The sequence below is a fragment of the Streptomyces sp. NBC_01341 genome, assembly GCF_035946055.1.
Classification (GTDB): domain Bacteria; phylum Actinomycetota; class Actinomycetes; order Streptomycetales; family Streptomycetaceae; genus Streptomyces.
Genome location: NZ_CP108364.1, coordinates 6,994,783 through 7,017,549 on the forward strand (window position 1 = coordinate 6,994,783; position 22,767 = coordinate 7,017,549).

Annotated in this window: 17 protein-coding genes; 10 read left to right on the top strand and 7 right to left on the bottom strand. The window is 70.4% G+C overall.

Features of this window, described 5'->3' with window-relative positions:
- Positions 1 to 185: 185 nt before the first annotated feature.
- Entirely contained in the window at positions 186 to 569 is a 384-nt protein-coding gene (locus OG206_RS30730; RefSeq protein ID WP_327121851.1) for a hypothetical protein, read from the top strand.
- 301 nt (positions 570 to 870) lie between these two features.
- On the opposite strand, the gene OG206_RS30735 is transcribed toward OG206_RS30730, so the two are convergent.
- Positions 871 to 1,197, bottom strand: a complete 327-nt coding sequence (locus OG206_RS30735; protein ID WP_327121852.1) for a GNAT family N-acetyltransferase — start codon at positions 1,195 to 1,197, stop codon at positions 871 to 873.
- A gap of 392 nt (positions 1,198 to 1,589) precedes the next feature.
- Here OG206_RS30735 and OG206_RS30740 point away from each other — a divergent pair, with 392 nt between their 5' ends.
- Positions 1,590 to 3,587 carry a CASTOR/POLLUX-related putative ion channel gene (locus OG206_RS30740; RefSeq protein WP_327121853.1) on the top strand — a complete coding sequence of 666 codons (1,998 nt, stop codon included), beginning with the start codon at positions 1,590 to 1,592 and terminating at the stop codon, positions 3,585 to 3,587.
- Positions 3,588 to 3,718: 131 nt separating this feature from the next.
- Entirely contained in the window at positions 3,719 to 4,957 is a 1,239-nt protein-coding gene (locus OG206_RS30745; RefSeq protein ID WP_327121854.1) for a SpoIIE family protein phosphatase, read from the top strand.
- A 48-nt stretch (positions 4,958 to 5,005) separates the two neighbouring features.
- Here OG206_RS30745 and OG206_RS30750 read toward each other — a convergent pair whose 3' ends face one another.
- Positions 5,006 to 6,211, bottom strand: a complete 1,206-nt coding sequence (locus OG206_RS30750; RefSeq protein ID WP_327121855.1) for an MGDG synthase family glycosyltransferase — start codon at positions 6,209 to 6,211, stop codon at positions 5,006 to 5,008.
- 181 nt (positions 6,212 to 6,392) lie between these two features.
- On the opposite strand from OG206_RS30750, the gene OG206_RS30755 reads away from it, so the two are divergent.
- Genes OG206_RS30755 through OG206_RS30765 form a run of 3 tightly spaced genes read left to right on the top strand, consistent with a single transcriptional unit; the run spans position 6,393 to position 8,887 of the window.
- On the top strand, positions 6,393 to 7,217 hold the full coding sequence (locus tag OG206_RS30755; RefSeq protein WP_327121856.1) for an SDR family NAD(P)-dependent oxidoreductase: 825 nt from the start codon (positions 6,393 to 6,395) through the stop codon (positions 7,215 to 7,217).
- Positions 7,218 to 7,253: 36 nt separating this feature from the next.
- Entirely contained in the window at positions 7,254 to 8,120 is an 867-nt protein-coding gene (locus OG206_RS30760) for a DMT family transporter (protein ID WP_327121857.1), read from the top strand.
- Positions 8,117 to 8,887: a polysaccharide deacetylase family protein gene (locus tag OG206_RS30765; RefSeq protein WP_442805922.1), complete on the top strand. Its 771-nt coding sequence runs from the start codon at positions 8,117 to 8,119 to the stop codon at positions 8,885 to 8,887. The genes OG206_RS30760 and OG206_RS30765 overlap by 4 nt, the downstream gene beginning before the upstream one ends.
- 15 nt (positions 8,888 to 8,902) lie before the next feature.
- On the opposite strand, the gene OG206_RS30770 is transcribed toward OG206_RS30765, so the two are convergent.
- From OG206_RS30770 to OG206_RS30780, 3 genes are all read right to left on the bottom strand, one after another.
- Positions 8,903 to 9,601, bottom strand: coding sequence for a class I SAM-dependent methyltransferase (locus OG206_RS30770; protein WP_327121858.1), 699 nt, complete (start codon positions 9,599 to 9,601; stop codon positions 8,903 to 8,905).
- Positions 9,602 to 9,756: 155 nt separating this feature from the next.
- Positions 9,757 to 10,761, bottom strand: a complete 1,005-nt coding sequence (locus tag OG206_RS30775) for an NEW3 domain-containing protein (RefSeq protein ID WP_327121859.1) — start codon at positions 10,759 to 10,761, stop codon at positions 9,757 to 9,759.
- Between the two features lie 67 nt (positions 10,762 to 10,828).
- Positions 10,829 to 12,271 carry a Gfo/Idh/MocA family protein gene (locus tag OG206_RS30780; RefSeq protein ID WP_327121860.1) on the bottom strand — a complete coding sequence of 481 codons (1,443 nt, stop codon included), beginning with the start codon at positions 12,269 to 12,271 and terminating at the stop codon, positions 10,829 to 10,831.
- A 395-nt stretch (positions 12,272 to 12,666) separates the two neighbouring features.
- On the opposite strand from OG206_RS30780, the gene OG206_RS30785 reads away from it, so the two are divergent.
- From OG206_RS30785 to OG206_RS30795, 3 genes are all read left to right on the top strand, one after another.
- Positions 12,667 to 14,442, top strand: a complete 1,776-nt coding sequence (locus OG206_RS30785; protein WP_327121861.1) for an MOSC and FAD-binding oxidoreductase domain-containing protein — start codon at positions 12,667 to 12,669, stop codon at positions 14,440 to 14,442.
- Between the two features lie 106 nt (positions 14,443 to 14,548).
- Positions 14,549 to 14,800 (top strand): DUF3253 domain-containing protein, encoded by a 252-nt coding sequence (locus OG206_RS30790; RefSeq protein ID WP_327122451.1) that lies wholly within the window; start codon positions 14,549 to 14,551, stop codon positions 14,798 to 14,800.
- Positions 14,801 to 15,142: 342 nt separating this feature from the next.
- Complete coding sequence (locus tag OG206_RS30795) at positions 15,143 to 15,967, top strand: enoyl-CoA hydratase/isomerase family protein (protein WP_327121862.1); 825 nt, start codon at positions 15,143 to 15,145, stop codon at positions 15,965 to 15,967.
- A gap of 126 nt (positions 15,968 to 16,093) precedes the next feature.
- On the opposite strand, the gene OG206_RS30800 is transcribed toward OG206_RS30795, so the two are convergent.
- On the bottom strand, positions 16,094 to 17,857 hold the full coding sequence (locus OG206_RS30800) for a ThuA domain-containing protein (protein ID WP_327121863.1): 1,764 nt from the start codon (positions 17,855 to 17,857) through the stop codon (positions 16,094 to 16,096).
- The gene (locus OG206_RS30805; protein ID WP_327121864.1) at positions 17,854 to 20,676 is read right to left on the bottom strand and encodes a PQQ-dependent sugar dehydrogenase; all 2,823 of its coding nucleotides are present in this window, start codon (positions 20,674 to 20,676) and stop codon (positions 17,854 to 17,856) included. The genes OG206_RS30800 and OG206_RS30805 overlap by 4 nt, the downstream gene beginning before the upstream one ends.
- A 470-nt stretch (positions 20,677 to 21,146) precedes the next feature.
- Here OG206_RS30805 and OG206_RS30810 point away from each other — a divergent pair, with 470 nt between their 5' ends.
- A complete protein-coding gene (locus OG206_RS30810) occupies positions 21,147 to 22,727 on the top strand; it encodes a purple acid phosphatase family protein (protein WP_327121865.1) in 1,581 nt (526 codons plus the stop codon).
- Positions 22,728 to 22,767 lie beyond the last annotated feature (40 nt).

Here is a 22,767-nt window from a genome sequence, read left to right on the forward strand (position 1 = left end):
GGTGCGCGTTGGTGGAGTTCTCTGTCAAGTCCTCCTGTTCAGCTCGCCAGGCCGGCCCGGGGACCCGGGGCGAGGTGAGCCCTGCCTGACATCGCGATCAACTTCAAGGTGAACGTGTTCAGGAAGGCACACGCCCGTCACGCCGACCAGGCGCGGCGCTGACGGAATCCGCGTATGTTGCGCGGATGGAAATACACAAGACCAAGTCGAAGTCGGCGCTGCTGGTAGTCGCGGGCCTGGTGGTCGCCGGTGTCGGATTCGGGATTGGCCACACGCTACCGACGGATACTGCGACCCCGCAGGTGTTCCAGGGCACGGTTTCGGCAGTCGGGGTCAACGGAGACAAGTTCGGGGTCTCCCTCGACGGTCACCAGCCGGGAAGAAGCTTCGGGCTCGGCGCCGTGCCGTGGAAGGACACCAACGGCACCTGGCACGACCGCAGCCCGATCGACTGTCTCAAGCCCCTGTCCCAGGGACAGCACATCAGGTTCGGCGTCGTCCACGTCAACGATCCCGACTTCAGCACCGACCTCGTCGCCTGGGTCGACTGCTCGAAGGCGACCGGCTGACCCACTCTGGGATCAGTCATCTGGGAGCAGATAACCGATAGCGTTCAGAGATCATCACGGCTTCTTCGCGGCCGGTCGCGAGCTGCCACGTAGCGCGCACTTGCTCCAAGTCTGACCAGGGCTTCGGCGCAGTTGCGGTTTGAGCGTGTTGTCCTGGTGCGCGTTGCTGGAGTCCTGGATGCAGGGCAGGCGCGGGCTTCCGAGATTATGTGGGTGTCGAGTCCAGTGATCCCTACGGAAGCCCGTGCCTGCCGTCGCATCATCCCCGGTCCCGCCCGCCGCCTTGCTCGGCATCATATGATCACAAATCAGACATCACGCAACTACGCCGAAGCCCTGGGCGATGCCCCAGGGGCTGAATCCGTGTCTGGAACGAGCCGCGCAGGATCGAGCTGATGCCGATCTGCCCGATGACGGTCCCGTCCAGGACCACCACGCCCGGCCAGGCCAGCCCGTTGCCATGGGAGGCCAGAAGGGATGTGATGACCGAGGCCTGCCCGTCGGGCGTGTAGAACTCCGCCGGCCGCGCGGGCAGCAGGCGAGCACGGACCTGCTTGTCCCGGTCGAGCAGGTCCGCGAGTGCGGGGCCGTCGGACGGCTCGACGAGGCGGATCACGGTAGAGCTCACGCTGTTCTGCCGCCTTGTCGGGGTGGGGCGGCCGGTCGGGTGCGGGGGAGTCCCGCGAGGCCGCATCCGATAGCCCGCCGTCAGGCAGCGGGTCAGGTGTCCGACGGCCATCACCCGCCCGGGCGCCCGAGGTTCAGGTCGCAGTGCGCTCGGCCGACTGCAGGGGGATGCGCCTGGCGGGCCCCTCGGACCAGGCGCGCACACCAGCCCCCCACGCCTCGCCGTCTTCCTCGCCGAAGCGGGTCCGGCACCCTGGACCGACGGCTCCGTCGCGCTGCCTCGACCGGCGTGCTCCCCCCGGGCCGGAACGTGCCCCTGGCAACGCATCCCGAAAGGATGAACCCCGGCCCGATATCCACGTGCCGGGGACACCGATTCCTCACGCTGCTCCTGTGCAGAGGACAAGAGGTGGTGCCGACCGGCGCCCCCACGCCGGCAGCGCCCGGGTGGGCAGACAGCGACAGCCGAAGCGCGCACCGCTGGCCGCGGTGCGCCTGAAGGCCGAGGACACTCGCCGGCCCCCGTGGACCGATCACGTGCGGTACTGGTTCGACAACACACTGACCGGCGGTGTGGCCGCTCTCATCGGCTGGCTCGCCGTCGCCTGCCTCGCCATCGTCGTCCCCGTGAGTTCCGTCCTGGTCTGGACGGACGACAGCGCCCCCCACGCGCCGTGGGCCAAGGCCGCGGCGGTGTGGCGGACCGTCGGGCAGACGCTCAGGCTGGGCGGCGAGGTCGGCTCACCCCTGCGCGTCGCGCTCTCGGTACTGCTGGCCCTGGTGGCCCTCTTCTACGTCTCCACCCTCGTCAGTCTCATCACCACGGCGATCACCGAGGAACTGGTGGCCCTGCGGCTGGGACACTCCACGGTGCTGGAGCAGGGACACACGGTGGTGCTCGGCTGGTCGGCGCAGATCCACACGGTGGCGGCCGAACTCGTCGCCGCCGACACGAGCGGGCGGCAGAGGGCGATCGCGGTGCTGGCCGACCTGGACAAGACCGAGATGGAGGAAGAACTGAGGGCCGAGGTGGGTGAGACCGGGCGAACACGGATCATCTGCCGTAACGGGCGTGCCACCGACCCGGTGGCACTCGCACGGGTCAGCCCCGGCACGGCCGACGTCGTGCTGGTGCTTCCCCGGGACGAGCCGGACGAGGACGCGGAAGTCGTGAAGACCCTCCTGGCGCTGAGGGCGTTGGTCGGCGACGACTGCAGTGTGAGGATCGTGGCCGTGGTCCGGGACGAGCGCTACCGGCTCGCCGCCCGGCTCGCTGCGGGCGCGAACGCGGTCGTCCTCGAGATCGACGACATCACCGCCCGCCTGGTCTCACAGTGTGTGCGGCAGCCCGGCCTCTCTCTCGTCTACCAGGAGCTGTTCGACTTCGCGGGGGACGAGTTCCACGTCATCGATGCCCGGGCACAGGCAGGCCGCACCTTCGGGCAGGTGGTGCTGTTCCATCCCACCGCCAGCGTGGTCGGCCTGGTGGGTGCGGACGGAGCGGTGCGTCTGAACCCGGCGCGGGACTCGGCCGTCCGCCCCGGAGACAAACTCGTCGTCATCGCGCGGGACGACGGCGCGGCGTCGGCGACCGACGTGCCGGCGGCTTTCGACGAGTCGCTGATCGTGTCGGGCCCGGTGACGCGGTCGAGGCCCGAACGGCTGCTCCTGCTCGGGTGGAACCGAAGGGCGCGGCGCATCGTCGACCACCTGTCCGGCCACGCGACGGCAGGCACCGTCCTCCACGTGGTGACCGAGAACGCGGACACGGCGCGCAGGGAGGTGCGGAGGGGGGCCGTCGAGGCCACCGGCCTGCAGATCACCTTTCACCGCGGAGATCCGGCTCTCCCCGAGACGGTGAACGCCCTGTTCCCCGCCGCGTACGACGGCGTCATCGTTCTGGGGCCCGACCACCCGGCGGGGACCGGATCGCCGGACGACCGCGCGCTGGTCACCCTGCTGCTCCTGCGCGCCCTCGGAGAGGGAACGGGCCGCCCGGTCTCCGTGGTCACCGAGATGACCGACGACCGCAACAGGTCGATCGCACCAGCCGGCCCGGGTGCCGACTTCGTCGTCAGCGGCAAGCTGATCGGACTCCTGATGGCTCAGATCTCCCAGAACTCGCTCCTCGCCGACGTATTCGAGAGCCTCCTCGCCCCCGGCGGCAACGGGATCCACCTCAGACCGTCCGGTGACTACATCCGAGAGGGAGGCCACGCCTCGTTCGCCACGGTCGTCGAATCGGCTTCGCGCCGCGGGGAGTGCGCCATCGGATTCCGGACTCGTGACCCCGCGCGGGACCGGGGCCACCGGGTCCACGTGAATCCCTCCAAGGCGACTGCCCGTCGGTGGGGCGCGGACGACGACGTCATCGTCATCACGGCGCAGTGACACATCGCGCAGTGACACACCACGGCGGGCACACACGCGATCCGCCGACGGTCCCGGTACTCGAGCCCGGTCGGAGGATCGCGCGTAGATTGGAGGGAAAGGCAGCGCTCCACAGCCATGGAGAGCGCGTGATGACGATCGACATTGATCTCACGGAATTCTTCGACGCCACGCCGAGCCCCTACGTGGTGCTCGATACGGACCTGAGTATCTGCTATGTCAACCGGGCGTACCTGCACAGCATGGGCCGGACCCGGGACCAGCTCATCGGCACGTACTTCTTCGACGCCCTCCCCGAACGCCCCGGTGGCACCGGGGACGCACAACGGAATCTGAAGGCGTCGATGCGCATGGTCCTCGAGACCGGGAAACCGGACACCTTGGTGCTCCAGCGTTACGACATTCCCGCCCCGGACGAGCCGGGCGGTTTCGAGGAGCGCTGGTGGTCCACGATTCACACACCCCTGCGCGGATCCGACGGCGAGGTGAAGCTTGTCGTCCAACGGGCCGAGGACGTCACGGCCTTCGTCCGCTCCCGCCGGGCGCGGCGGCTCACCGAGGAGTTCAGTGGTCAGGAACAGGGAATGGCGGCCGAGTTGTGCGTCCGGGCCGACGAACTCCAGAGGCTCAACGAGAAGCTGCGTGAGTCCAACGCCCGTGAACGACGGGTCGCCGTCACCTTGCAGGAAGCCATGCTCACCGTCCCGGACCTGGACCGGCACGACGACAGCATCGCCGTGCGCTATCTGCCGGCGACGACGTCGTTGAACGTGTGCGGGGACTGGTACGACGTCGTCGATCTGCCGCCCGACCGCTTCGCGGCAGCCGTTGGAGATGTCGTCGGTCACGGGCTGCAGGCCGCGGCGGTGATGGGTATGCTCCGCAGCGCCCTGAGCGCGGTCATCCGTGCCATCCCCAGCCCGGCACAGGCCCTGGAAGTCCTCGGACTCTATGCCCGGTCCCTGGAGGGTGCGACGGCCGCGACCGCGGTCAAGGTACTGATCGACACGCGCAGCAGTCTGATCATCTACAGCAACGCCGGACACCCGCCGCCGGTGCTGCTCCACCCCGACGGGACCCACGAGTTGCTTGACCAGGCGACCGATCCACCGCTGGGCGCCCGCCTCCACCACGTCCCGCGCCCTCAGGCGGGGCTGGCCTACACCCCCGGGGACACCCTCGTGCTGTACACCGACGGCCTCATCGAGCGCCGTAACGAGGACATCGACGTCAGCCTGGCCCGGCTGACCGGAGCCCTGGCCCAGGACAGCACCCTCGCTCCCGCCCAGCTCGCCGATTCGCTGCTGAGCCGCCTGGGCATCGCGGGGGGTGCCGCCGACGACGTCGCGCTCGTCGTCATCCGTCTGTAGTCCGACGGCATCCCACGGCGACGGGAGGGGGGCCATGTCCTGCGGGCGTCACGCTCCGGACGTCCCGCGCCGTTCCCGTGCCGCCCGTCGGCTCACGCCTCCCTCTTCGGCGATGCCCCCCGGGCGGGTGCGGGGATCAGCCCACCGGGCCAGGAGTGCGGCAGGGTCCGCGGTGAAGACGGCGCGGCCTGCGGTGATCCGGCGCTCCCGTTCGGGGCCCGGGAGTGCCAGGCGGTTCAGTGCTCCGAGCAGCGCCTTCTCGTCGGATGCGTGCTCGGTGATGCCCGCGGCGGCCATTTCGCCGACTCCCTCGGCGCCGTGTCCGGGAATCGGCCGGTATCCGACGACAGGTACGCCCGCCGCGAGGGCCTGCACGGCTGTCTGCCCCGCCGCGTTGTCGACCAGGGCGCTCGACACCGCCATCAGGTCGGGCAGGTCGTCCACCCAGCCCAGGGCGAGGACGCCCGGGAGTCCCGCCGCACGGACTCGCAGACCCTCGTCCCTGCCGCACAGCAGCACCGGCAGATGATCCGCGCCCGCGAGGAGGCGCGCCGTCGCGGTCAGCCCCTGCCCCACCCCCCAGGCTCCGGCCGACACGAGCACCACCGGCCGGCCCCTGCCCTGCCGCGCCACTTCGCGCGCCCACCGTGACGGCGGATGTTCACCCGGACGTGTCCGGGCGGCAGTGGTGAAGGCCGCCGGGACGACCGGGCCGCACACTTCTGCCGGGCGCCCGATCGATGCGCGGACCCGTGCCGCGGCCGCGTCCGTCAGACACAGGTGCAGGTCGTTCCCCGGATGGAGCCACTGCCGGTGTACGGCGAAGTCGGTGACCACGACCGCGCTGGGCGGGCAGTCCGTGCCGTGGGCGGCTCGCAGCCGCCCGGTGACCTGAGCGGCCTGGTGGAAGGTCGGCACGAGGGCGTCCGGCCGCCAGCGGTCGACGACGTCGAGCAGACGGGACTCGAGGGCAGCGGCGAAGGGCCCCGTGTCCGGCGCCCAGCCCCTCCGCCCGCCCGGTGCCCCGCGGTCACGGAAGAACGCCGAGTAGACCGCCTGGTAGGCCCACGGGCAGCGGCGTACGGTCGCGCGGTAGGCGGCGCGCAGCCCGCGGCCGGCACCTGCGGGCAGCATGTCCAGGAAGTCCACGTGTGCGGTTCGGTGGCCGGCCGCGCGCAGCCGCCCGGCCAGTTCGTGCGCGACGGCGTCATGTCCCGCACCCATGCTGGCACTGACTAGCAGGAACCTGCTCATTCCTGAATATTCTTCGTATAACGGCAGGTGTGCCACATCCGGACAGGTCACGTCGTTAGCCCGAAGCGGTCACGCGCGTTTGCCGGTGGGCCGGTTCCATGAAGGATGAGTCAGGACGGTCCGGTGTCGGCGGGCTCGGAGAGGAGCTCGCCTGTCGGCGGCGACGGAGGACGGAAAGCCCATGCGCGCGAGCCCCCCACCTCGCATCAACCCCGCAGCCGGCGACGCCGCGCCCGGGGCGGGGCAGCCTGCCCGCGGCGGACGGCGGGTCGTGCTGATCACCGGTGCCTCGTCCGGGATCGGCGCGGAGGTCGCGTCACGCCTCTCGGCCGGCAACAGGTGGGAACTGCTGCTGAACGGGCGGGACGAGGACAGGCTCGGTGCGGTCGCCGCCCGAACCGGGGGAGCCGCGCTGCCGATGGACCTGGCCTCCCAGGAGGGCTGCCGGAGGCTCGCCGAGGCGGCACTGGCGCACAGCGGCAGAATCGACGCACTCGTCGCCGCGGCGGGACTCGGCTGGGCGGGCGCGTACACGGACATGACTCCCGCCACCGTCGACCGCCTGGTGAACGTCAATGTCTGCGCCGTGCTCCACCTCGTCGGCCTCGTACTGCCGCAGATGGTGGCCCGAGGGTCGGGCCGGCTCGTCCTGCTGGGCTCCGTCGCGGGACGGTACGGCGTGCGTGGCGAGGCGGCGTACGCGGCGACGAAGGGAGCACTCATCCCCTTCGCGGAGAGCCTGCGCTACGAACTCCAGGGCACGGGGGTCCAGCTGTGCCTGGTGCAGCCCGGTCCTGTGGCGACACCTTTCTTCGCCCGCCGTGATGCCCCCTACACGCGTTCCTGGCCGCGGCCGGTCCCTGCCGGGCGGGTCGCGGCGGCGGTCGAGGAAGCCCTGGCCGGCGGCCGGGGCCAGATCACCGTGCCGCGCTGGCTCGGCGCGCCCGCCCGGGTGCAGGGCATGGCGCCGAACCTCTTTCGCAGGCTGGCCATGCGCTTTGGCTGAGCGGGCTCCCGGCCGGCCCGGGGTCGGGGGTGACACATGATCGTCCTCTGTGTCCTGCTGGCTCTGCTGGCCGCCCTCGGGAACGCGGCGGCGTCCGTCCTCCAACGCCGTGCAGCCGCGACCGACCTGTCCACATCCGCCGGGGGCCGCCCGGCCGGGCGGTTCGGCTTCGTCCGTCTCCGGGTCTGGCGCTGGGGGGCGGGGCTGCTCGCCGTCTCGGGTGTGGCACAGGCCCTCGCCCTGGCGGTCGGCCCTCTGGCGGTGGTGCAGCCGGTGATGACGACCGAACTCCTGTTCACGCTCGTTCTGGCCGCGGCAGTGTTCAGGTGGCCGCCGGGAGCCGGAACCTGGGCGGCCTTCCTCGCGATGGCGCTGGGTCTGGCGGCCTTCCTCCTGCTCGCCGGACCGGGCGGTGGCACGGAAACGGTGCCACCGAAGAGATGGCTGGTCAGCGCGGTGCCCGCCGTGGTCGTGTCGGCCGTACTGATCTTCGTGGGCAGACGGCAGAGGTTCTCCGCGCGGGCGGCGGTGCTGGGTACGGTGACCGCCATCGGATTCTCCTTCACCGCGGCCTTGATCAAGGACACGCTGGGCCTGCTGCCCGACGGGCCGGGAGAGCTGTTCACCGGGTGGCAGCTGTACACGGCCGCTGCCGTCGGCCTGACGTCCTTCCTGATGCTGCAGGCGACCCTGCGGGCCGGATCGCTGGCCGCGTCACAGCCCGCGCTCACGCTCGGCGACTCGCTGCTGAGCGTCATCCTGGGCGTCTCGCTGTTCGACGAGAGCATCTCCCTCGGCTGGCGGGTGCTTCCCGAACTGGCGTCGCTCGGGCTCATCGCGTTCGCGTGCGTACATCTGAGCAGATCACCCCTCGTCTCGGGAAAGGAGGCACAGCGGTGGTGAGACGTGGTGCTACCGGAAGTGCGGGACGTGCGTCCGGCGTGGCGGCGTGCGCGTTGGGTCTGGTGGCGGCCTGGCACATCGGGCCTGCCGCCACCTGGCTGCCCCCTGTGCGCAGGAGGCTCAGCCCCGGGCTGGACGGCCGGGGCCGCCCCGACCACGTGGCGCTGACCTTCGACGACGGGCCGGATCCGGCCAGCACCCCGTACTTCCTGCGCGCCCTGGCCGATCACGACGTACGGGCGACCTTCTTCGTCGTCGGCGAGTCGCTCGAGCGCCATCCCGCCCTCGGCCGGGCCCTGGTGGCGGCGGGGCACGAGGTCGCGGTGCACGGATGGCATCACGACCGCCCGTGGTTCCCCGCGCCACTGCGAGACGCGCGCGAGGTCGCCCGAACGGCCGATGCGGTACGGAGGATCTGCGGGACGGAGCCGCAGTGGTACCGGCCCCCGTACGGAATCCTCAGCGGCGGCCGCCTGGCCGCAGCCCGCCGCTCGGGGCTGCGACCGGTGCTGTGGTCGTCATGGGGCCGCGACTGGACGGCGGAGGCCGATGCCCGGTCGGTGGAGGCTTCGGTCCTCGCGGACCTCACCGGCGGTGGCACTGTGCTGCTGCACGACGCGGACGGGTGGAGTGCGCCGGGTGCGTGGCGGGCGACACTGGCCGCACTCCCCGGTCTGCTGGCGGAGTGCCGTCGGCTCGGTCTGAGCGCGGGCCCGCTGAACGAGCACGGGATCGGGCATGGCGACACGTCATCGGTGCGGGCTTGAGCGAGTACCGAGCCGTCAGTCGCCGGTGTGCCGACGCAGCGCGCGGATGAGCTGCACCACTACGGGATTGCCGGGCTCCGGCGCCCGGATCAGATCCACTCTCTCCACAGCGAAGCCGTGCTCGGCGAGCAGGTCCTTCCACAGGCCGGGGGTGAGGGCCCAGATCCGCACCGGGATGGGTTCCTCGCCCCGGAGCCGGATGAAATCGGATCGAGGTGCCACTGAAGCGGATGGCTGTCGACCCTCGCTGTTCGTGTGGAGCGCGGAGAAGACGAGGACCGCGCCGTCGGCCAATCCGTCACGCAGGGCCGGCAGGAGATGGAGCGGGTCGATGCAGCCGAAGGTGCGGACGCCGTACGCGGCCTCGTACGGTTCGACGCGGTCCAGGTGCTCGGCGATGTCCGAGCAGACGAAACGGACTCCCGGTTCTGCGGGGAAAGTCCTCGTGGCGCGCGCGTGCTGGGTCGGCGACGCGTCGACGCCGTCCACAAGGGCGCCGTGTGCCCGGGCCAGGTGGACCGCGTGGTGGCCGGGGCCGGAGCCGATGTCGAGTACACGCCTGCCGCGCAGGTCTCCGAGCAGTTCGGCCCCCGGCCCGACGCCTGTCCAGAAGCCCCAGTCGATGCGGTCCGGCACGGGAGGTAGGTAGCCGCGGTCCAGCTGCTGCTGCCCATAGACGGTCCACGGCTGAAGGGGTTCCTGGTGCGCGGTCATTCGCCATCCATTCCTGACGCCGTATCGGCTCACCACAGGTTCGACCCGGTCCATCCTGTCGTCCGCATCGGGGTGGTCGGCTCCGCGCCCCGGCGGAGCCGACCAACGCTCCACTCAGGCTGGGACCGGGGTCGGGGGCGTGGCCGTCTCCGCACTCACGGGGCGATCGCCATGTCGAAGATGTGGATGTTGGCGTTGGCGGGCAGGATCACGAACTCGGCCGTCCTGGACGGGTCGAGCGGGATCGAGTGGGCGAACACCCGGTATTTCACTGTGGCGTTGCCGTAGCCGTCCGGACGGTTGCGACCGTCCGTCGACTTCACCAGCTCGGCGCCGTGTGCGTCGGCCGGGTCGAAGGACCAGTTGGGAAAGCCGAACGTCCCGGTGCTCGATGTCCCGTCGGTGTAATGGACGGTGGCGTTCCCTGTCGCGCCGCTCGTGACACCCGAGCCGAGCAAGACGAGCTTGCCGCCCTTCCCGGTGAGCTTCACCGCCTGGCCCCCGCTGGACACGTTGTCCTTCGTGCCCGCCGCCACGTCCGGCCAGGTCAGCTCGGCTCCCAGTGCTTCGACCTTCGCGCCGCGCGTCAGGCCGGCCGCCGCCAGTCGCTGAGCGGAGAAGCTGTTCCCCTCACCGTCGTAATCGCCGGGCCCGGTCGCCGATTCGTCGGTGATGCCGACGTTGTTGTACGCCGCCGCCAGGTTCTCCTGCGGTGAGCCGGAGCGTTCGGTGCGGGTGCCGGTCGCCGTGCCGCGACCGTCGCCACCCTGGTATGTCGCGGTCGCCGTGAACGTACGGATGACGAGACCGGGTCGCTTCTCCGGCACCTGGATCCGGAACGACGCGTCGGCCGACGCGCCGGCCCCGAGGGAACCGTCGACGCTGCGCACGGAGGGCTGGACGGCCCAGCCCTTCGGTCCGGCGAAGGCGATCGCGAGCGAACGAAGGCGCTGAGGGCCGGAGTTCTTGACGGTGACCGTCACGGCGGAGATGGCCGGCCCCTCGAGGTCCACGGGGGCGATGGTCACCTCGGTGCCAGCGGCTGTCGCCGGGATGTCCTGGGCGGACGCCGTCGTCCGGGCGGGCATGAGGGCGGTCACCCCGACGGCCGCGACCGCCGCCAGTGTTCTGAGCGGACCGAACCGTCGTGCTGGTCTCATCACGTGCTCCTTCGGGTGACAGCGGGGCAGAGGGGCGGAGGCGGGGAGGAGCGGCCGGAGCGGAGGCTCACGACACGGGCGGCATGTCCGTGCTGCGCGAGTCGAGACCGGTGCGGAGGTTGACCCAGCTGCCCCGTGTGAAGTCCGGGACCGGTACCGGGCGGCCCTTCTTCTCCAGGGACATGACGCTCAGTGGAACCGGTGCGCACCAGGAGGCCGAGTCGTACACATCGATGTCCGGCACCAGGCCCGTGCGCATCAGCTGCACGGTGCGCCACTGGAGTACGTAGTCCATGCCACCGTGGCCGCCGTTGCTCGCGGCGTCGTCTCCGATCTTCTTCCAGAGCCAGTGGTCGAACTCCTTGAGGTACGTGTCGAAGTCCCGCCAGGAATGGCCGCCGTGGTCCGGTTCGACGTAGATGCGTCCGCCGGTCGTCGACGTGCCGGCGTAGTCCTCGAAGATGCCGCGGCTGCCGGCCAGCGAATTGATGCGGCTGTACGGACGGGGTGAACTCACGTCGTGCTCGGCCCTGATGGTCCTGCCGTTGGCCGTCTCGATCGCGCAGCTGACCAGGTCGCCGTTGATGTACGTCTCGCGCCACGACGGGTGCGACTTCGGGATGAAGCGCTCCCGGTAGTCGGCGAGTCCCTTCGGGGCGGTCGCGGTCGCCTTCAGTGTCGTCATCCGGTCGCCCCGGTTGATGTCCATCGCGGCAGCGACCGGCGCCAGCCCGTGCATGGCGTAGAAGGAAGCCGTACTGCGGGTGTGCCAGCGCCGGCGCCACGCGTCGGTGTAGTACGTGTCCGAGAAGAGCAGCTCGCGCAGGTCGTGCAGGTAGCCGCCGTGGCCGTTCGTGACGTCGCCGAACAGCCCCTCGTGCGCCATCTTCAGCATGGCCAGCTCGTTGCGGCCGTAGCTGCAGTTCTCCGACAGCATCAGATTTCTGCGGGTGCGCTCCGAGGTGTCCACGAGGTCCCACAGTTCGTGCAGTTCGGTCGCGACGGGCAGTTCGACGACCGCGTGCTTACCGGCCAGGAGAGCGGCCTTGCCCTGTTCGAAGTGGAACTCCCACGGGGTGGCGATGTAGACGAGGTCGATGTCGTCACGCTGCAGCATCTTGGCGTACGCCTCCGCGGATCCGCCGTACTCGGCGGGGCGGGGCTTGCCGGCCGCGACCAGGCCGTCGGCCGTGCGCGCGGCGCGGTCCGCACGGATGTCGCACACGGCTGTGACGACACAGCCGGGAACCACGGACCAGCCCGTGGTCATGCCGGAGCCCCGGTTACCGAGCCCGATCACACCCACCCGGACTGTCCTGTACGGCTCGAACGGCACGTTGATCATCGACTTCTGGCCCGGCCGGCGGCCGGGGGTGGCAGCGGTCACCGCCTCCGCCGGTGCCGCTCCCGCGGCAGTGGCAGCGCCGGGTCCGAGCCCGGCCGCGGCGGCTCCCGTGGCCAGTGTTCCTCCGAGTAGCAAGCGACGTGAGACGGCGGGGATTCCGGGCATGGCGAGACACTCCTCGATGCGTCGACCGGCAGCACTGGCGGGGACGACTCTGGCCGTGACGCCAGTTGCATGTCAATAGATGCTCGAAAGAAGTGCGTTACGAGCAAAATCAATCAGCCAGTGGCGAGTTGGTGCGCATCGAGTCGAGCGGGCACTCGGCGACCTGACGCAGCAGGAAGGCTGACGTCAGGGGGAAGGCGGGCCGCTGCCTTCGCTCGTCCTGTGGTCCGGGGGAGGGGCGGCCGCCCCTCCGGCCCGTCCCTCGTCCGCGTGCACATCGAGGCTGTTGCCCCCCGCCGCGAGCGGGCTTAACGTGACAGGAGTGACCGGTATTCCGCCGACGTCAGCCACGAACCGCGACGACTTCGCCTCCACCGGAGGTAAGGAGGAGCGACATGGGCAGGCTGGTATCCGTCAACGTCGGAATGCCCGCAGACGTTCCGTGGCGTGGCCGGACCGTGCACACCGGTGTCTACAAGCGGCCCGTCAGCGGTCCGCGGATGGTGCGCCGCCTCAACATCGACGGCGACGGCCAGGGCGATCTCGGTGGACACGGGGGTGAAGAGCGCGCCGTACTGGTCTACCAGGTCGACTCCTACGACTTCTGGAAGAAGCAGTTGGGGCGCGCTGACCTCGATGCGGGTGGGTTCGGGGAGAACCTCACCGTCGAGGGCCTGCCCGACGACCAGGTGTGCGTCGGGGACAGGTATCGCATCGGCGAAGCCCTCTTCGAAGTCACCCAGCCCCGCGTCACCTGCTACCGGGTGGGGCTGCGTGTGGGCGAGCCCCGAATGGCCGCGCTGCTGGTCGCCCACCGGCGCCCGGGCTTCTACATGCGGGTCCTGCGGGAGGGCGAGATCGAGGCCGGCCAGGAGATCGCCAAGGTTGCCTCGGGGCCCGAGCGGATGACCATCGAGGAGATCGACGGGGTGCTCTACCTGCCCGGCCACACCCGCGAACAGGTCGAGCGCGCGCTGCGTATCCCCGCCCTCAGCCCCGGATGGCAGGGATCGATGCGGGCACTGCTGGAGGCGGCGGACGGCGAGGGTACGGCAGGCTCCACGGGCGCCGTGGGGCTGAGCGAGGCCGCGGCGTCCCCCGCGCCCGTATGGCAGGGCTTTCGCCCCCTGAAGGTCTCGGCGGTCCGTGCGGAGAGCCGGACGGTCCGATCGCTGTACCTGTCGGCGCCGGACGGCTCGGCACTGCCGGACGCCGCCGCGGGGCAGTTCCTGACGGTGAGGCTCACCCCCGAGGGCACCGGCGCCCCGCTGATACGGAGTTACTCGCTGTCCGGCGAACCCGGTGCCGACGCCTACCGCATCAGCGTGAAGCGCGAACCGCACGGCTCGGCCAGCGCCTGGCTCCACGACACGGTGCGAGTCGGAGACACGCTCGACGTAGCGGCACCCCGCGGCAGCTTCCGGCTCGTACCGGGAAGTGACCCGGTGGTGCTGATGTCCGCCGGAGTGGGGGTCACCCCCGTGCTGGCCATGCTGCACGCCCTCGCGCACGAACGGTCACCGCGGTCCGTCTGGTGGCTCCACGGTGCCCACGACGGCGCGGAGCATCCGTTCGCCGAGGAGGCTCGCCGGCTGCTGCGGGATCTTCCCGACGCGCATGCGACGGTCTTCTACAGCAAGCCCGCCGGCACGGACCGGGCGGGGACGGACTACGACGAGACCGGCAGGCTGTCCGCCGAGCGGATCCGGGACCTGGCGCTCCCCGAAGGAGCCGACGTGTACATCTGCGGACCCGCCGTCTTCATGAGTGAGGCATCGAAGGCACTGGACGAGGCGGGACTCGACGCGAGCAGTGTCCACACCGAGACGTTCGGGTCCGGCGCCGGCCTCACGCCCGGCGTGGCACAGCCCGGAACCGGCCGTGCGCCGCATCAGCCGGAGGGCATGCCGCAGGACGGCACACCGGTCTCCTTCGCGCGCAGCGGGATGAGTGTCCGCTGGGGGAAGGACAACGGGTCGCTCCTGGAACTGGCCGAGGAGTGCGACGTCCCCGTCCGGTGGTCGTGCCGCACGGGCGTCTGCCACACATGCGAACTGGGCCTGCTCGCCGGGGCCGTGGACTACGACCCCGAACCGGTCGAGCCGCCGGCGGAGGGCAACGTCCTCATCTGCTGCTCCACGCCGTCCGAGCCGGTGGTCCTGGACCTGTGAACCGGGCCGAGGGGCGTACCGTGCCCGCCGGGGTCCGGGGGACCGTCGCCCTGGCTCCCGGCGCCGCCGGTGCGACACTGGCGGAGTGACGGACATCGAAGACCGGATGGCCAGACGCCTGGAACGCACCATTGTCGAGCTGCTGGCCCACCGCCGCCCGGGCGCGACGATCTGCCCCTCCGACGCCGCGCGGGCGGTCTACGAGGGGGACGACGACGGCTGGCGCGCGCTCATGGAGCCGGCCCGTGCCGCAGCGCGGAGACTTGTCGCAGCGGGTGAGGTGGAGATCACCCAGGCTGGCCGTCCCGTAGAGCCGGCAGAAGCCCGGGGACCGATCCGCATCCGGCGCGTTCACTGACGTACCGGGACGGGAGCGTCCTGCCCTCGGAGACCGTCGGAGAGGCTCGCTGATCAGGAGGGCGACCGGCGCCGTACGGGCGGGGGAGTGCACGCCGACCAGGTCGGATGCGTGCCCGCGAAACCAGTGAAATACTGACATCTCGGGATCCCGGAAGATGTGGAGGGCCCGGGCGACGTCGCCATCGCGAACCGCCTTCCACGGTCGCCCCCGCATACCGGCGGCGGCGCGTGGACCGGAACAGTGCGGAGGCGGCCCCGTACGGAGCCATCTCCGGGACGTGGTCTCGAGCGAGGCCGCGGCCCCCGTGTCCGTCCCCCAATCCCCACAAGGACCGGTGTCATGAGCACAGACGAGCAGTTCGCCGTCCAGGAAGTCAGCCCGTCCTACTGGAGGGTGACGTTCTCCAACGGCGAGATCAACCTGATGGATCCCGACACCGTCGAGCAGCTGGCCGAGCTGATCACCCGCATCGAGCAGGACCCCGAGCTCTCGGTCGTCGTGTTCAGAAGTGCCAACCCGGACTTCTTCATGGCGCACTGGGACATGCTGTCGGACCGCTCTCGTGTGGCCGCCATGAAGACGGCCGCTTCGGGTCTGCATCCGTACGCCGACAACATGTACCGGCTCGGCAGGGTGCCGTCCGTCACCATCAGCGAGATCAACGGCCGGGCGCGCGGCGCCGGCAGCGAGTTCGTCCTGTCGACCGACATACGTTTCGCGGGACCGGACGCGGTCCTCGGGCATTTCGAGGTGGGCGTCGGTTCCGTCCCCGGCGGGAACCCCACCGGCCGGCTGCCCCGTCTGGTCGGGCGGGCGCGGGCCCTGGAGATCCTGCTGGGTTCCGACGACTTCCCCGCCGACCTTGCGGCAGCGTACGGCTACGTCAACCGCGTCGTGCCGGGACAGGAACTCGAGCAGTTCGTCGACACCTTCGCCCGCCGCATCGCCGGCTTCGACAAGGTGGCGCTGCGGAAGACCAAGGAACTCGTCGACGCCGGCACCCAGCCACCGGTCGAGGAGTTCGGTGCGGCGCTGGCAGCGTTCTTCGGCACCTCCGGCAGGCCCGAGAACTCCCACCGGGTGAAGCGGCTCCTCGACGGCGGTCTGCAGCGGGCGGACGGCGTGGAGCGGGACCTCGGCAGGCAGGTGGCGGACCTTTCGTGACCCGTCGGACGGGAGGAACGGCGGCAGGGCGCTTCGGCGTCACGCCCCGCCGCCGTCACCGGCCCGGAACAGCGGCCGGCCCCCGTCGCCACTGCCTCCCGCGGTGACGACGGAGTCGGGGGAACATCAGCCGGGCAGGGCCCACTTCTGGTTGGCGCCGGTGTGGCATGCCCAGAGGTGGAGCTTGGTGCCGTCCGCCGAGGAGTTGCCCGACGCGTCCATGCACTTGCCCGACTGAGGGTTCTTCAGGGTGCCGTCGGCCTGGGGCACCCATTTCTGGGCTCCGGTGTTGTTGCACCCGTACAGCTGGATCTTCGTGCCGTCGGCTGTGCCGGCGCCGCTGATGTCCAGGCACTTGCCGAGTGCGCGGAGCGTGTCGTCCGTGCCCACCGTCCACTTCTGGGCCGCCGACTGGTTGCACGTCCACAGCTGGATCTGCGTGCCGTCGGCACTGGAGCCGTTCGCGACGTCCACGCACTTGGCGCCGATTCCCGTGATGGCGCCCTCCCTCGGTCCTGTCGTGCCGCCGAGTTCCTTGATGCGGACGTTGCGGAAGGACACGTCGTCGTCGGCGCCGTGGTTCTGCAGTCCGATGTGACCCTGCTGGAGGCTGCGGGCGGGGTCGGTGTTGGTGAAGTCGTTGATCTTCCGCCCGTTGAGGAAGAGCTGGAGGCGTTCGCCCTCGACCCGGATCTCGTAGGTGTTCCACTCTCCCGGGGGGTTCAGTGCCGCGTCGCGCGCGGGCAGATCGGCCGATTGGAATCCGTAGACGGATCCCGTGGTGCGGTCCGGGGTGTCCGTCGCGTCGATCTGGATCTCGTATCCGCTGTCGACGGCCGACCACGGATCGTCGGAAGCCGGAAAGCCCACGAACACACCGGAGTTGTCGTCGCCGGCCTGCCGCCAGTCGAGTTTCAGGGAGTACGCCCTGTACTCCTTCGCCTGGAACCAGAGCATGCCGAGGCCGCCGCGGGAGGTGAGCGTGGCGTCGCTCTCGCCGAACGATCCGGGGCCGGCCTGTTTCCAACCGGTGGTGCCGGAGCCGCCGTACAGGGTCGTGTAGCCCGTCTCGGGCCGGCAGTCGGCCTCCGTCAGGCGCGCGGCCCAGCGGATTCCACCGAGAAGGTGGCGGCGGAAGGCCGGATCGGCGTACGAGTCCTCGGTGTGACCGCCGCCGGTGTAGAAGGCGCGGCCGCCCTGGTAGTCCTTGCACCAGGCGATCGGATGGTCGCCGCCCATGCCTCCACCGCTGTAGGTGGACTCGTCGAGCGAGGCCAGGACATGCGCGGTGGTGCGCGGGTTGGTGCGGTAGTCGTACCACTCGTCGGTGCGCTGCCAGGTCCTGCCGAGGTGGGCGGTGGCGTCGTGCGCCCGGTCCTCCACCGTGACCGTGGCCGGCTGGATCTGCGGATGTGCCCGGAAGAGGGCGCCGGCCAGGCCGCCGTACCAGGTCCAGTCGTACTCGGTGTCGGCCGCCGCGTGGATGCCGACGTATCCGCCGCCGGCCTGGATGTAGCCCTCGAAGGCGGTCTGCTGCGAGGCGTTGAGCACGTCGCCCGTCGTGGAGAGGAAGACGACGGCCTCGTAGCCGGCCAGGGCGGTGGGGGTGAAGACCGCCGCGTCCTCGGTCGCGGTCACGGTGAAGTTGCCGGCCGCGCCCAGCTCGCGCAGGGCGGTGACACCCTCGTCGATCGAGGAGTGGCGGAAGCCGGCGGTCTTGGAGAAGACCAGCACGTCGTACGCCGGGTCGGCCGCGGCGGCCACCGTCGAGGGCGGTGCCTGTCGTGTGTCACTCCCGGCCACGGCGGCGGTGGCCGCCGCGGGCAGCAGGGCGGTGCTCAGTAAGGCGCAGGTGCCCCAGGATGCGAGGCGCCGGAGTCGTCGGCTCATGGCAGGATCCACTTCTGGTTGGCGCCGGCGGTGCAGGTCCACAGGTGGAGCTTCGTACCGTCCGCGGAGGCCCCTCCTGCCGCGTCCAGGCACTTGCCCGTCGCGGGGTTCCTCAGGGTGCCGTCGGCCTGGGGCACCCATTTCTGGGCTCCGGTGTTGTTGCACCCGTACAGCTGGATCTTCGTCCCGTCGGCCGTGCCGGCGCCGCTGATGTCCAGGCACTTGCCGAGTGCCCGCAGTGTGCTGTCGGCGGAGACGGTCCAGGTCTGCGCGGCCGTCTTGTTGCAGCCGTACAGCTGGATCTGTGTGCCGTCGGCGCTGGCTCCCGACGCGACGTCGACGCACTTGCCGGCGATTCCGGTGATCGCGCCGGTCCGCACGGTCGTTGCACCGGTCGTGAAGGTGAAGTCGTCGACATCGAAGAGGGATCCGCTCCCTCCCTTGAAGACGAGGTGGAGGGTGGTGGTGCCGGCGGGGCGGTCGGTGAGGTCCACGGACACGTTCTGGAAGGCTTCCCAGCCCCCGGTGACCGGGACCGACACCGATCCGAGGAGAGTGCCGCTGGGTGTGCCCGCACGGACCTCCAGCGTCCCTCCGACACCGCCCGAGGCGATGCGGGCCGTCATCCGTGTGGCGTTGGCGAGGAGGTACGGCTTGAAGGAGATCCAGTCGCCGTTCTCTATGTGGCCGACCGCCTTGCCCCCGTGCGCTGCGGTCTTGTCGACGATCTGGACACCGGCTGAGTCCCCGAAGTGCTCGGCCTGGCGCTGGCTGCCCTGGCTGACGTTCTGGTCGTGCGTGGTGAGGGCGGGCTGACCGTTCGCACCCTTGTCGGTGTACTCGGCGTCCCAGACCCCGAAGATGTTGGCGTTGGGGTCGTGTTCGCCGTCGGCGATGGTCTGCACGGTTCCCGAGCACCCGGTCGCGGAGGTCTGCGGGTGTCCGTGGCTGTCATGTCCGACGATGAAGGTGACCTTGACCTTGGAGCAGTCGACGGCGCCGTCCTCGGGGTCGGTGACGGTGACCTTGAAGGGGACGGCTGCGCCCGGGTCGATGATGGAACCGTCGGTGGGCAGGTCGAGGGTGACCGTGGGCGCCGTGTTGCCGACGGTGATGATCACCGAGGCGGTCGCCGTGTTGCCCGTACCGTCGGAGACCGTCAGCTCGGCTGTGTACCGGCCGTTCGCGGTGTAGGTGTGCGCGGGCTGGGCGGCGGTCGAGGTGCCGCCGTCGCCGAACTTCCAGGCGTAGGTGAGCGGGTCCCCGTCCGGGTCGGAGCTGCCGGCGGAGGAGAAGTTCACGGCGAGGGGGGCAGTGCCGGAGGTCCGGTCGGCTGTCGCCTTGGCGAGCGGGGAGCGTCCTCCGGTGACGTACTCGATGCGGTAGACCGCGCTGTTCGCGTCCCCGTTGAAGTAGCCGGTGCCGTAGTCGAGCACGTAGAGGGCGCCGTCCGGTCCGAAGGCCGAGTCCATGACCTGGGTGCCCTGCCACGGAAACGCGTTGATCGACTGGACGGTCCCGTCGGAGCCCTGTTCGATCCGCTTGATCCACCTGCGGCCGAACTCACCGGCGAAGAAGTCGCCGTCGTAGCTCTGGGGGAACTTGACCGCCGAGGCCGACGCCGCGTCGTAGCGGTAGACGGGACCGCCCATGGGCGATTCGGAGCCACTGCCGAACTCGGGTACCGAGCCGCCGTCATAGGGGATCCAGGCGGCCTGGGCCGGCGGGAGATCGGTCAGGCCGGTGTTGTTCGGCGAGGTGTTCTTGGGGGCGGCGCACGAGAAGGCCGAGCCCGACGTCGCGGTGGCGAAGTTGTAGTCGACGTAGGCGTTGTTGTTGCCGGTGCAGTAGGGCCAGCCGTAGTTGCCCGCCTTGGTGATCCGGTTGAACTCGACCTGTCCGGCCGGCCCGCGCCCCGCGTTGGCGGTACCCGCGTCGGGGCCGTAGTCACCGAGGTAGACGATGCCGGTGGGCTTGTCGACCGACATCCGGAACGGGTTGCGGAAACCCATCGCGTAGATCTCGGGCCTGGTCTTCGCGGTTCCCGGCGCGAACAGGTTGCCCGACGGGATGGAGTAGCCGCCCGCGGCGTTGACCTTGATGCGCAGCACCTTGCCGCGGAGGTCGTTCGTGTTGCCCGCCGAACGCTGCGCGTCGTACGCGGGGTTGCGGTCCGCCCGCTCGTCGATGGGGGTGTATCCGTCGGACGCGAAGGGATTGCTGTCGTCGCCCGTGGAGAGGTACAGGTTGCCCTGGGCGTCGAAGTCGATGTCACCCCCGACGTGGCAGCACAGACCGCGGCTGGCGGGGACGTCGATGACCTTCGTCTCCGAACCGATGTCCAGGGTGCCGTCGGTCCGGAGCACGAAGCGCGAGAGACGGTTCACGCCGTCGAACGGTGCGAAGTCGGCCGCCGAGCCGTTCGCCGGGGCGTCTCCCGCGGGCGTCGACAGCTTCGGTGCGTAGTAGAGATAGACGAAGCGGTTACTGGTGAAGCCCGGGTCCACGCCGACGCCTTGAAGGCCTTCCTCGTCGTGGGAGTAGACGTCGAGCCGGCCGGTGACCTTGGTGGTGCCCGCGGCGTCGGTCAGCCGCAGGGTGCCGTCCCGCGAGGTGTGCAGGACGGATCGGTCGGGCAGGACGGCGAGGGTCATGGGCTCACCGGTCTCGGCCACCCCCTTGGCCAGGGTGACCTGCTGGAACTCTTCGGCCGCGGCGGGTGCGGCTTCGGCCGGTCTCTGCTGAGTGGCGAGGGCGCCCGCGGCGGCGAGCAGGGTGCAGGCGAGCGCCGCGAGAGGCCGGGTGAATCTCCTGTGCACGCGATACCTCCGTGTGGTGACGGGGCGGGGTGAAGCACAGGCGCGCGCCGTCGCGCCGGCGAGCCGGGTGCCCGGGGGAGGGGAGGGCGCCCGGCCGTTGTTGTCCGGTTCAGATCAGGAAGGTAATGGCTTTTGCACCGGCCAGAAACCCCTTTGACGCACCGGACCGCAACTTCCTCTAGTGGGGAGACAAAGCGGCCCGCCGGGAATCCGGCCGGCGTGGACGTGGGGGAGCCGCGCACGACCCGGTGCGTGGGACGGTCTCCGCCCGCGCACGCGGTGCCCGCGCCCGTGAGTGATGCCCAGGTGAGGGGGGCCGGTGACCGCTCGCCGGCACTCCGCCCGGCGCCGTGCCGGCCGTCGCGCTCCGTGACGCGCCGTGTCCGCTATAGGAACTCATGGAGGGTTGTACGTGTAGCGTTCACACACCTGACGGAATCCGGTCAGAATTCCGGTAGATGTTTTCGGCCATGGACATCCCCCGTTTCGGAATCCCCGAGAAGCTCGCCGACCGCATGAGCATGGCCGAGCAGCACGAATACCTGCGCGCCAGGCTGACCCGTCGCGGTGTTCTCCGCACCGGCGTGGCCACGGCGGCCGTCGCGGGCACCGGACTGGCGGCCTCGGGCCTGGTCTCCCCGTCCGCGTACGCCGCCGGACCGGACGTGATCGCGTCGCACCACACCTCGACGCAGGTGGACGGCTCGCTGGTCGCCCCCTTCGGCAGGCATCTCGCGTACGGGGCGGACCCGAAGACCGAGATGGCGGTTTCCTGGCAGGTCCCCTTCGCGGTGAAGCGGCCTTACATCCGCATCGGAAACAAGCCATGGGCACTCAGCCGCAAGATCGACGCGGAGGTGCGGCACCTGACGACGCCCATGCTCAACGGCGGCAAGATCGCGGCCGCCGAGCAGTACTACGTGCACGCCGCCCTGGAGCGGCTGAAGCCCGGCACGACCTACTACTACGGCGTCGGTCACGACGGTTTCGACCCCGCCGACACCCGTAACCTCGGCACACTCGGCACCTTCACCACCGCGCCGGACCGCGCCGAGGCCTTCACCTTCACCGCCTTCGGCGACCAGGGTGTCAGCTACCACGCGCTCGGCAACGACCAGCTGATCCTGGGGCAGAACCCCGCCTTCCACCTGCACGCGGGCGACATCTGCTACGCCGACCCGTCCGGCTCGGGGCAGACCTCCGACACCTACGACGCCCGCACCTGGGACCAGTTCCTGGCGCAGACCGAGACGGTGTCCAAGACCGTGCCGTGGATGGTGACCACCGGCAACCACGACATGGAGGCCTGGTACTCACCCAACGGTTACGGCGGCCAGAACGCCCGCTGGACCCTGCCCGGCAACGGCCCGGACCCCGTCCACCAGCCCGGCGCCTACTCCTTCACGCACGGCAACGTCGGCGTGATCGCGCTCGACGCCAACGACGTCTCGTACGAGATCCCGGCCAACTTCGGCATCAGCGAAGGCAAGCAGACGCGCTGGCTGGACCGGCGCCTGGGAGAGCTGCGGGCCCGCCACGACATCGACTTCGTCGTGGTGTTCTTCCACCACTGCGCTTTCTCCACGACCAACGCCCACGCCTCGGACGGCGGCGTCCGTGACGCCTGGGTGCCGCTCTTCGAGAAGCACCAGGTCGACCTGGTCATCAACGGCCACAACCACGTCTACGAGCGCACTGACGCGATCCTGAAGAACGCGGTCAAGCGCACGGTCCCCATCGGGGAGCGCACCGACCCGACGCGGGACGGCATCGTGTACGTCACGGCGGGCGGGGCGGGCAAGGCTCTGTACGACTTCCCCGCCCCGGACAGCTACGAGGGCCATGTCAAGGACCTGGAGAGCGTGAACACCTACCACGTCGTCAAGGGCGGCGCGAAGGCCACCGAGACGGTCGAGTGGTCCCGGGTCCGCTACACCGGATTCTCCTTCCTCGCGGTGGAGGTGGAGCCCGGCAGACACCCCCGGATGAAGGTCACGGCGCTCGCCGAGTCGGGGGAGCGCATCGACCACTTCGAGATCAGCCGGGGCTGACAGGGGCGTGGCCGGTACCTCCGAGGAGGTACCGGCCACG

Bases quoted from the DNA above. Each gene is read 5' to 3' on its own strand.
- OG206_RS30790 (WP_327122451.1), top strand. From the start codon at position 14,549: ATGGCCAGACGCCTGGAACGCACCATTGTCGAGCTGCTGGCCCACCGC.
- OG206_RS30750 (WP_327121855.1), bottom strand. From the start codon at position 6,211: ATGAGCAGGTTCCTGCTAGTCAGTGCCAGCATGGGTGCGGGACATGAC.
- OG206_RS30760 (WP_327121857.1), top strand. From the start codon at position 7,254: ATGATCGTCCTCTGTGTCCTGCTGGCTCTGCTGGCCGCCCTCGGGAAC.
- OG206_RS30800 (WP_327121863.1), bottom strand. From the start codon at position 17,857: ATGAGCCGACGACTCCGGCGCCTCGCATCCTGGGGCACCTGCGCCTTA.
- OG206_RS30795 (WP_327121862.1), top strand. From the start codon at position 15,143: ATGAGCACAGACGAGCAGTTCGCCGTCCAGGAAGTCAGCCCGTCCTAC.
- OG206_RS30775 (WP_327121859.1), bottom strand. From the start codon at position 10,761: ATGAGACCAGCACGACGGTTCGGTCCGCTCAGAACACTGGCGGCGGTC.
- OG206_RS30730 (WP_327121851.1), top strand. From the start codon at position 186: ATGGAAATACACAAGACCAAGTCGAAGTCGGCGCTGCTGGTAGTCGCG.
- OG206_RS30770 (WP_327121858.1), bottom strand. From the start codon at position 9,601: ATGACCGCGCACCAGGAACCCCTTCAGCCGTGGACCGTCTATGGGCAG.
- OG206_RS30785 (WP_327121861.1), top strand. From the start codon at position 12,667: ATGGGCAGGCTGGTATCCGTCAACGTCGGAATGCCCGCAGACGTTCCG.
- OG206_RS30755 (WP_327121856.1), top strand. From the start codon at position 6,393: ATGCGCGCGAGCCCCCCACCTCGCATCAACCCCGCAGCCGGCGACGCC.
- OG206_RS30780 (WP_327121860.1), bottom strand. From the start codon at position 12,271: ATGCCCGGAATCCCCGCCGTCTCACGTCGCTTGCTACTCGGAGGAACA.
- OG206_RS30745 (WP_327121854.1), top strand. From the start codon at position 3,719: ATGACGATCGACATTGATCTCACGGAATTCTTCGACGCCACGCCGAGC.
- OG206_RS30810 (WP_327121865.1), top strand. From the start codon at position 21,147: ATGGACATCCCCCGTTTCGGAATCCCCGAGAAGCTCGCCGACCGCATG.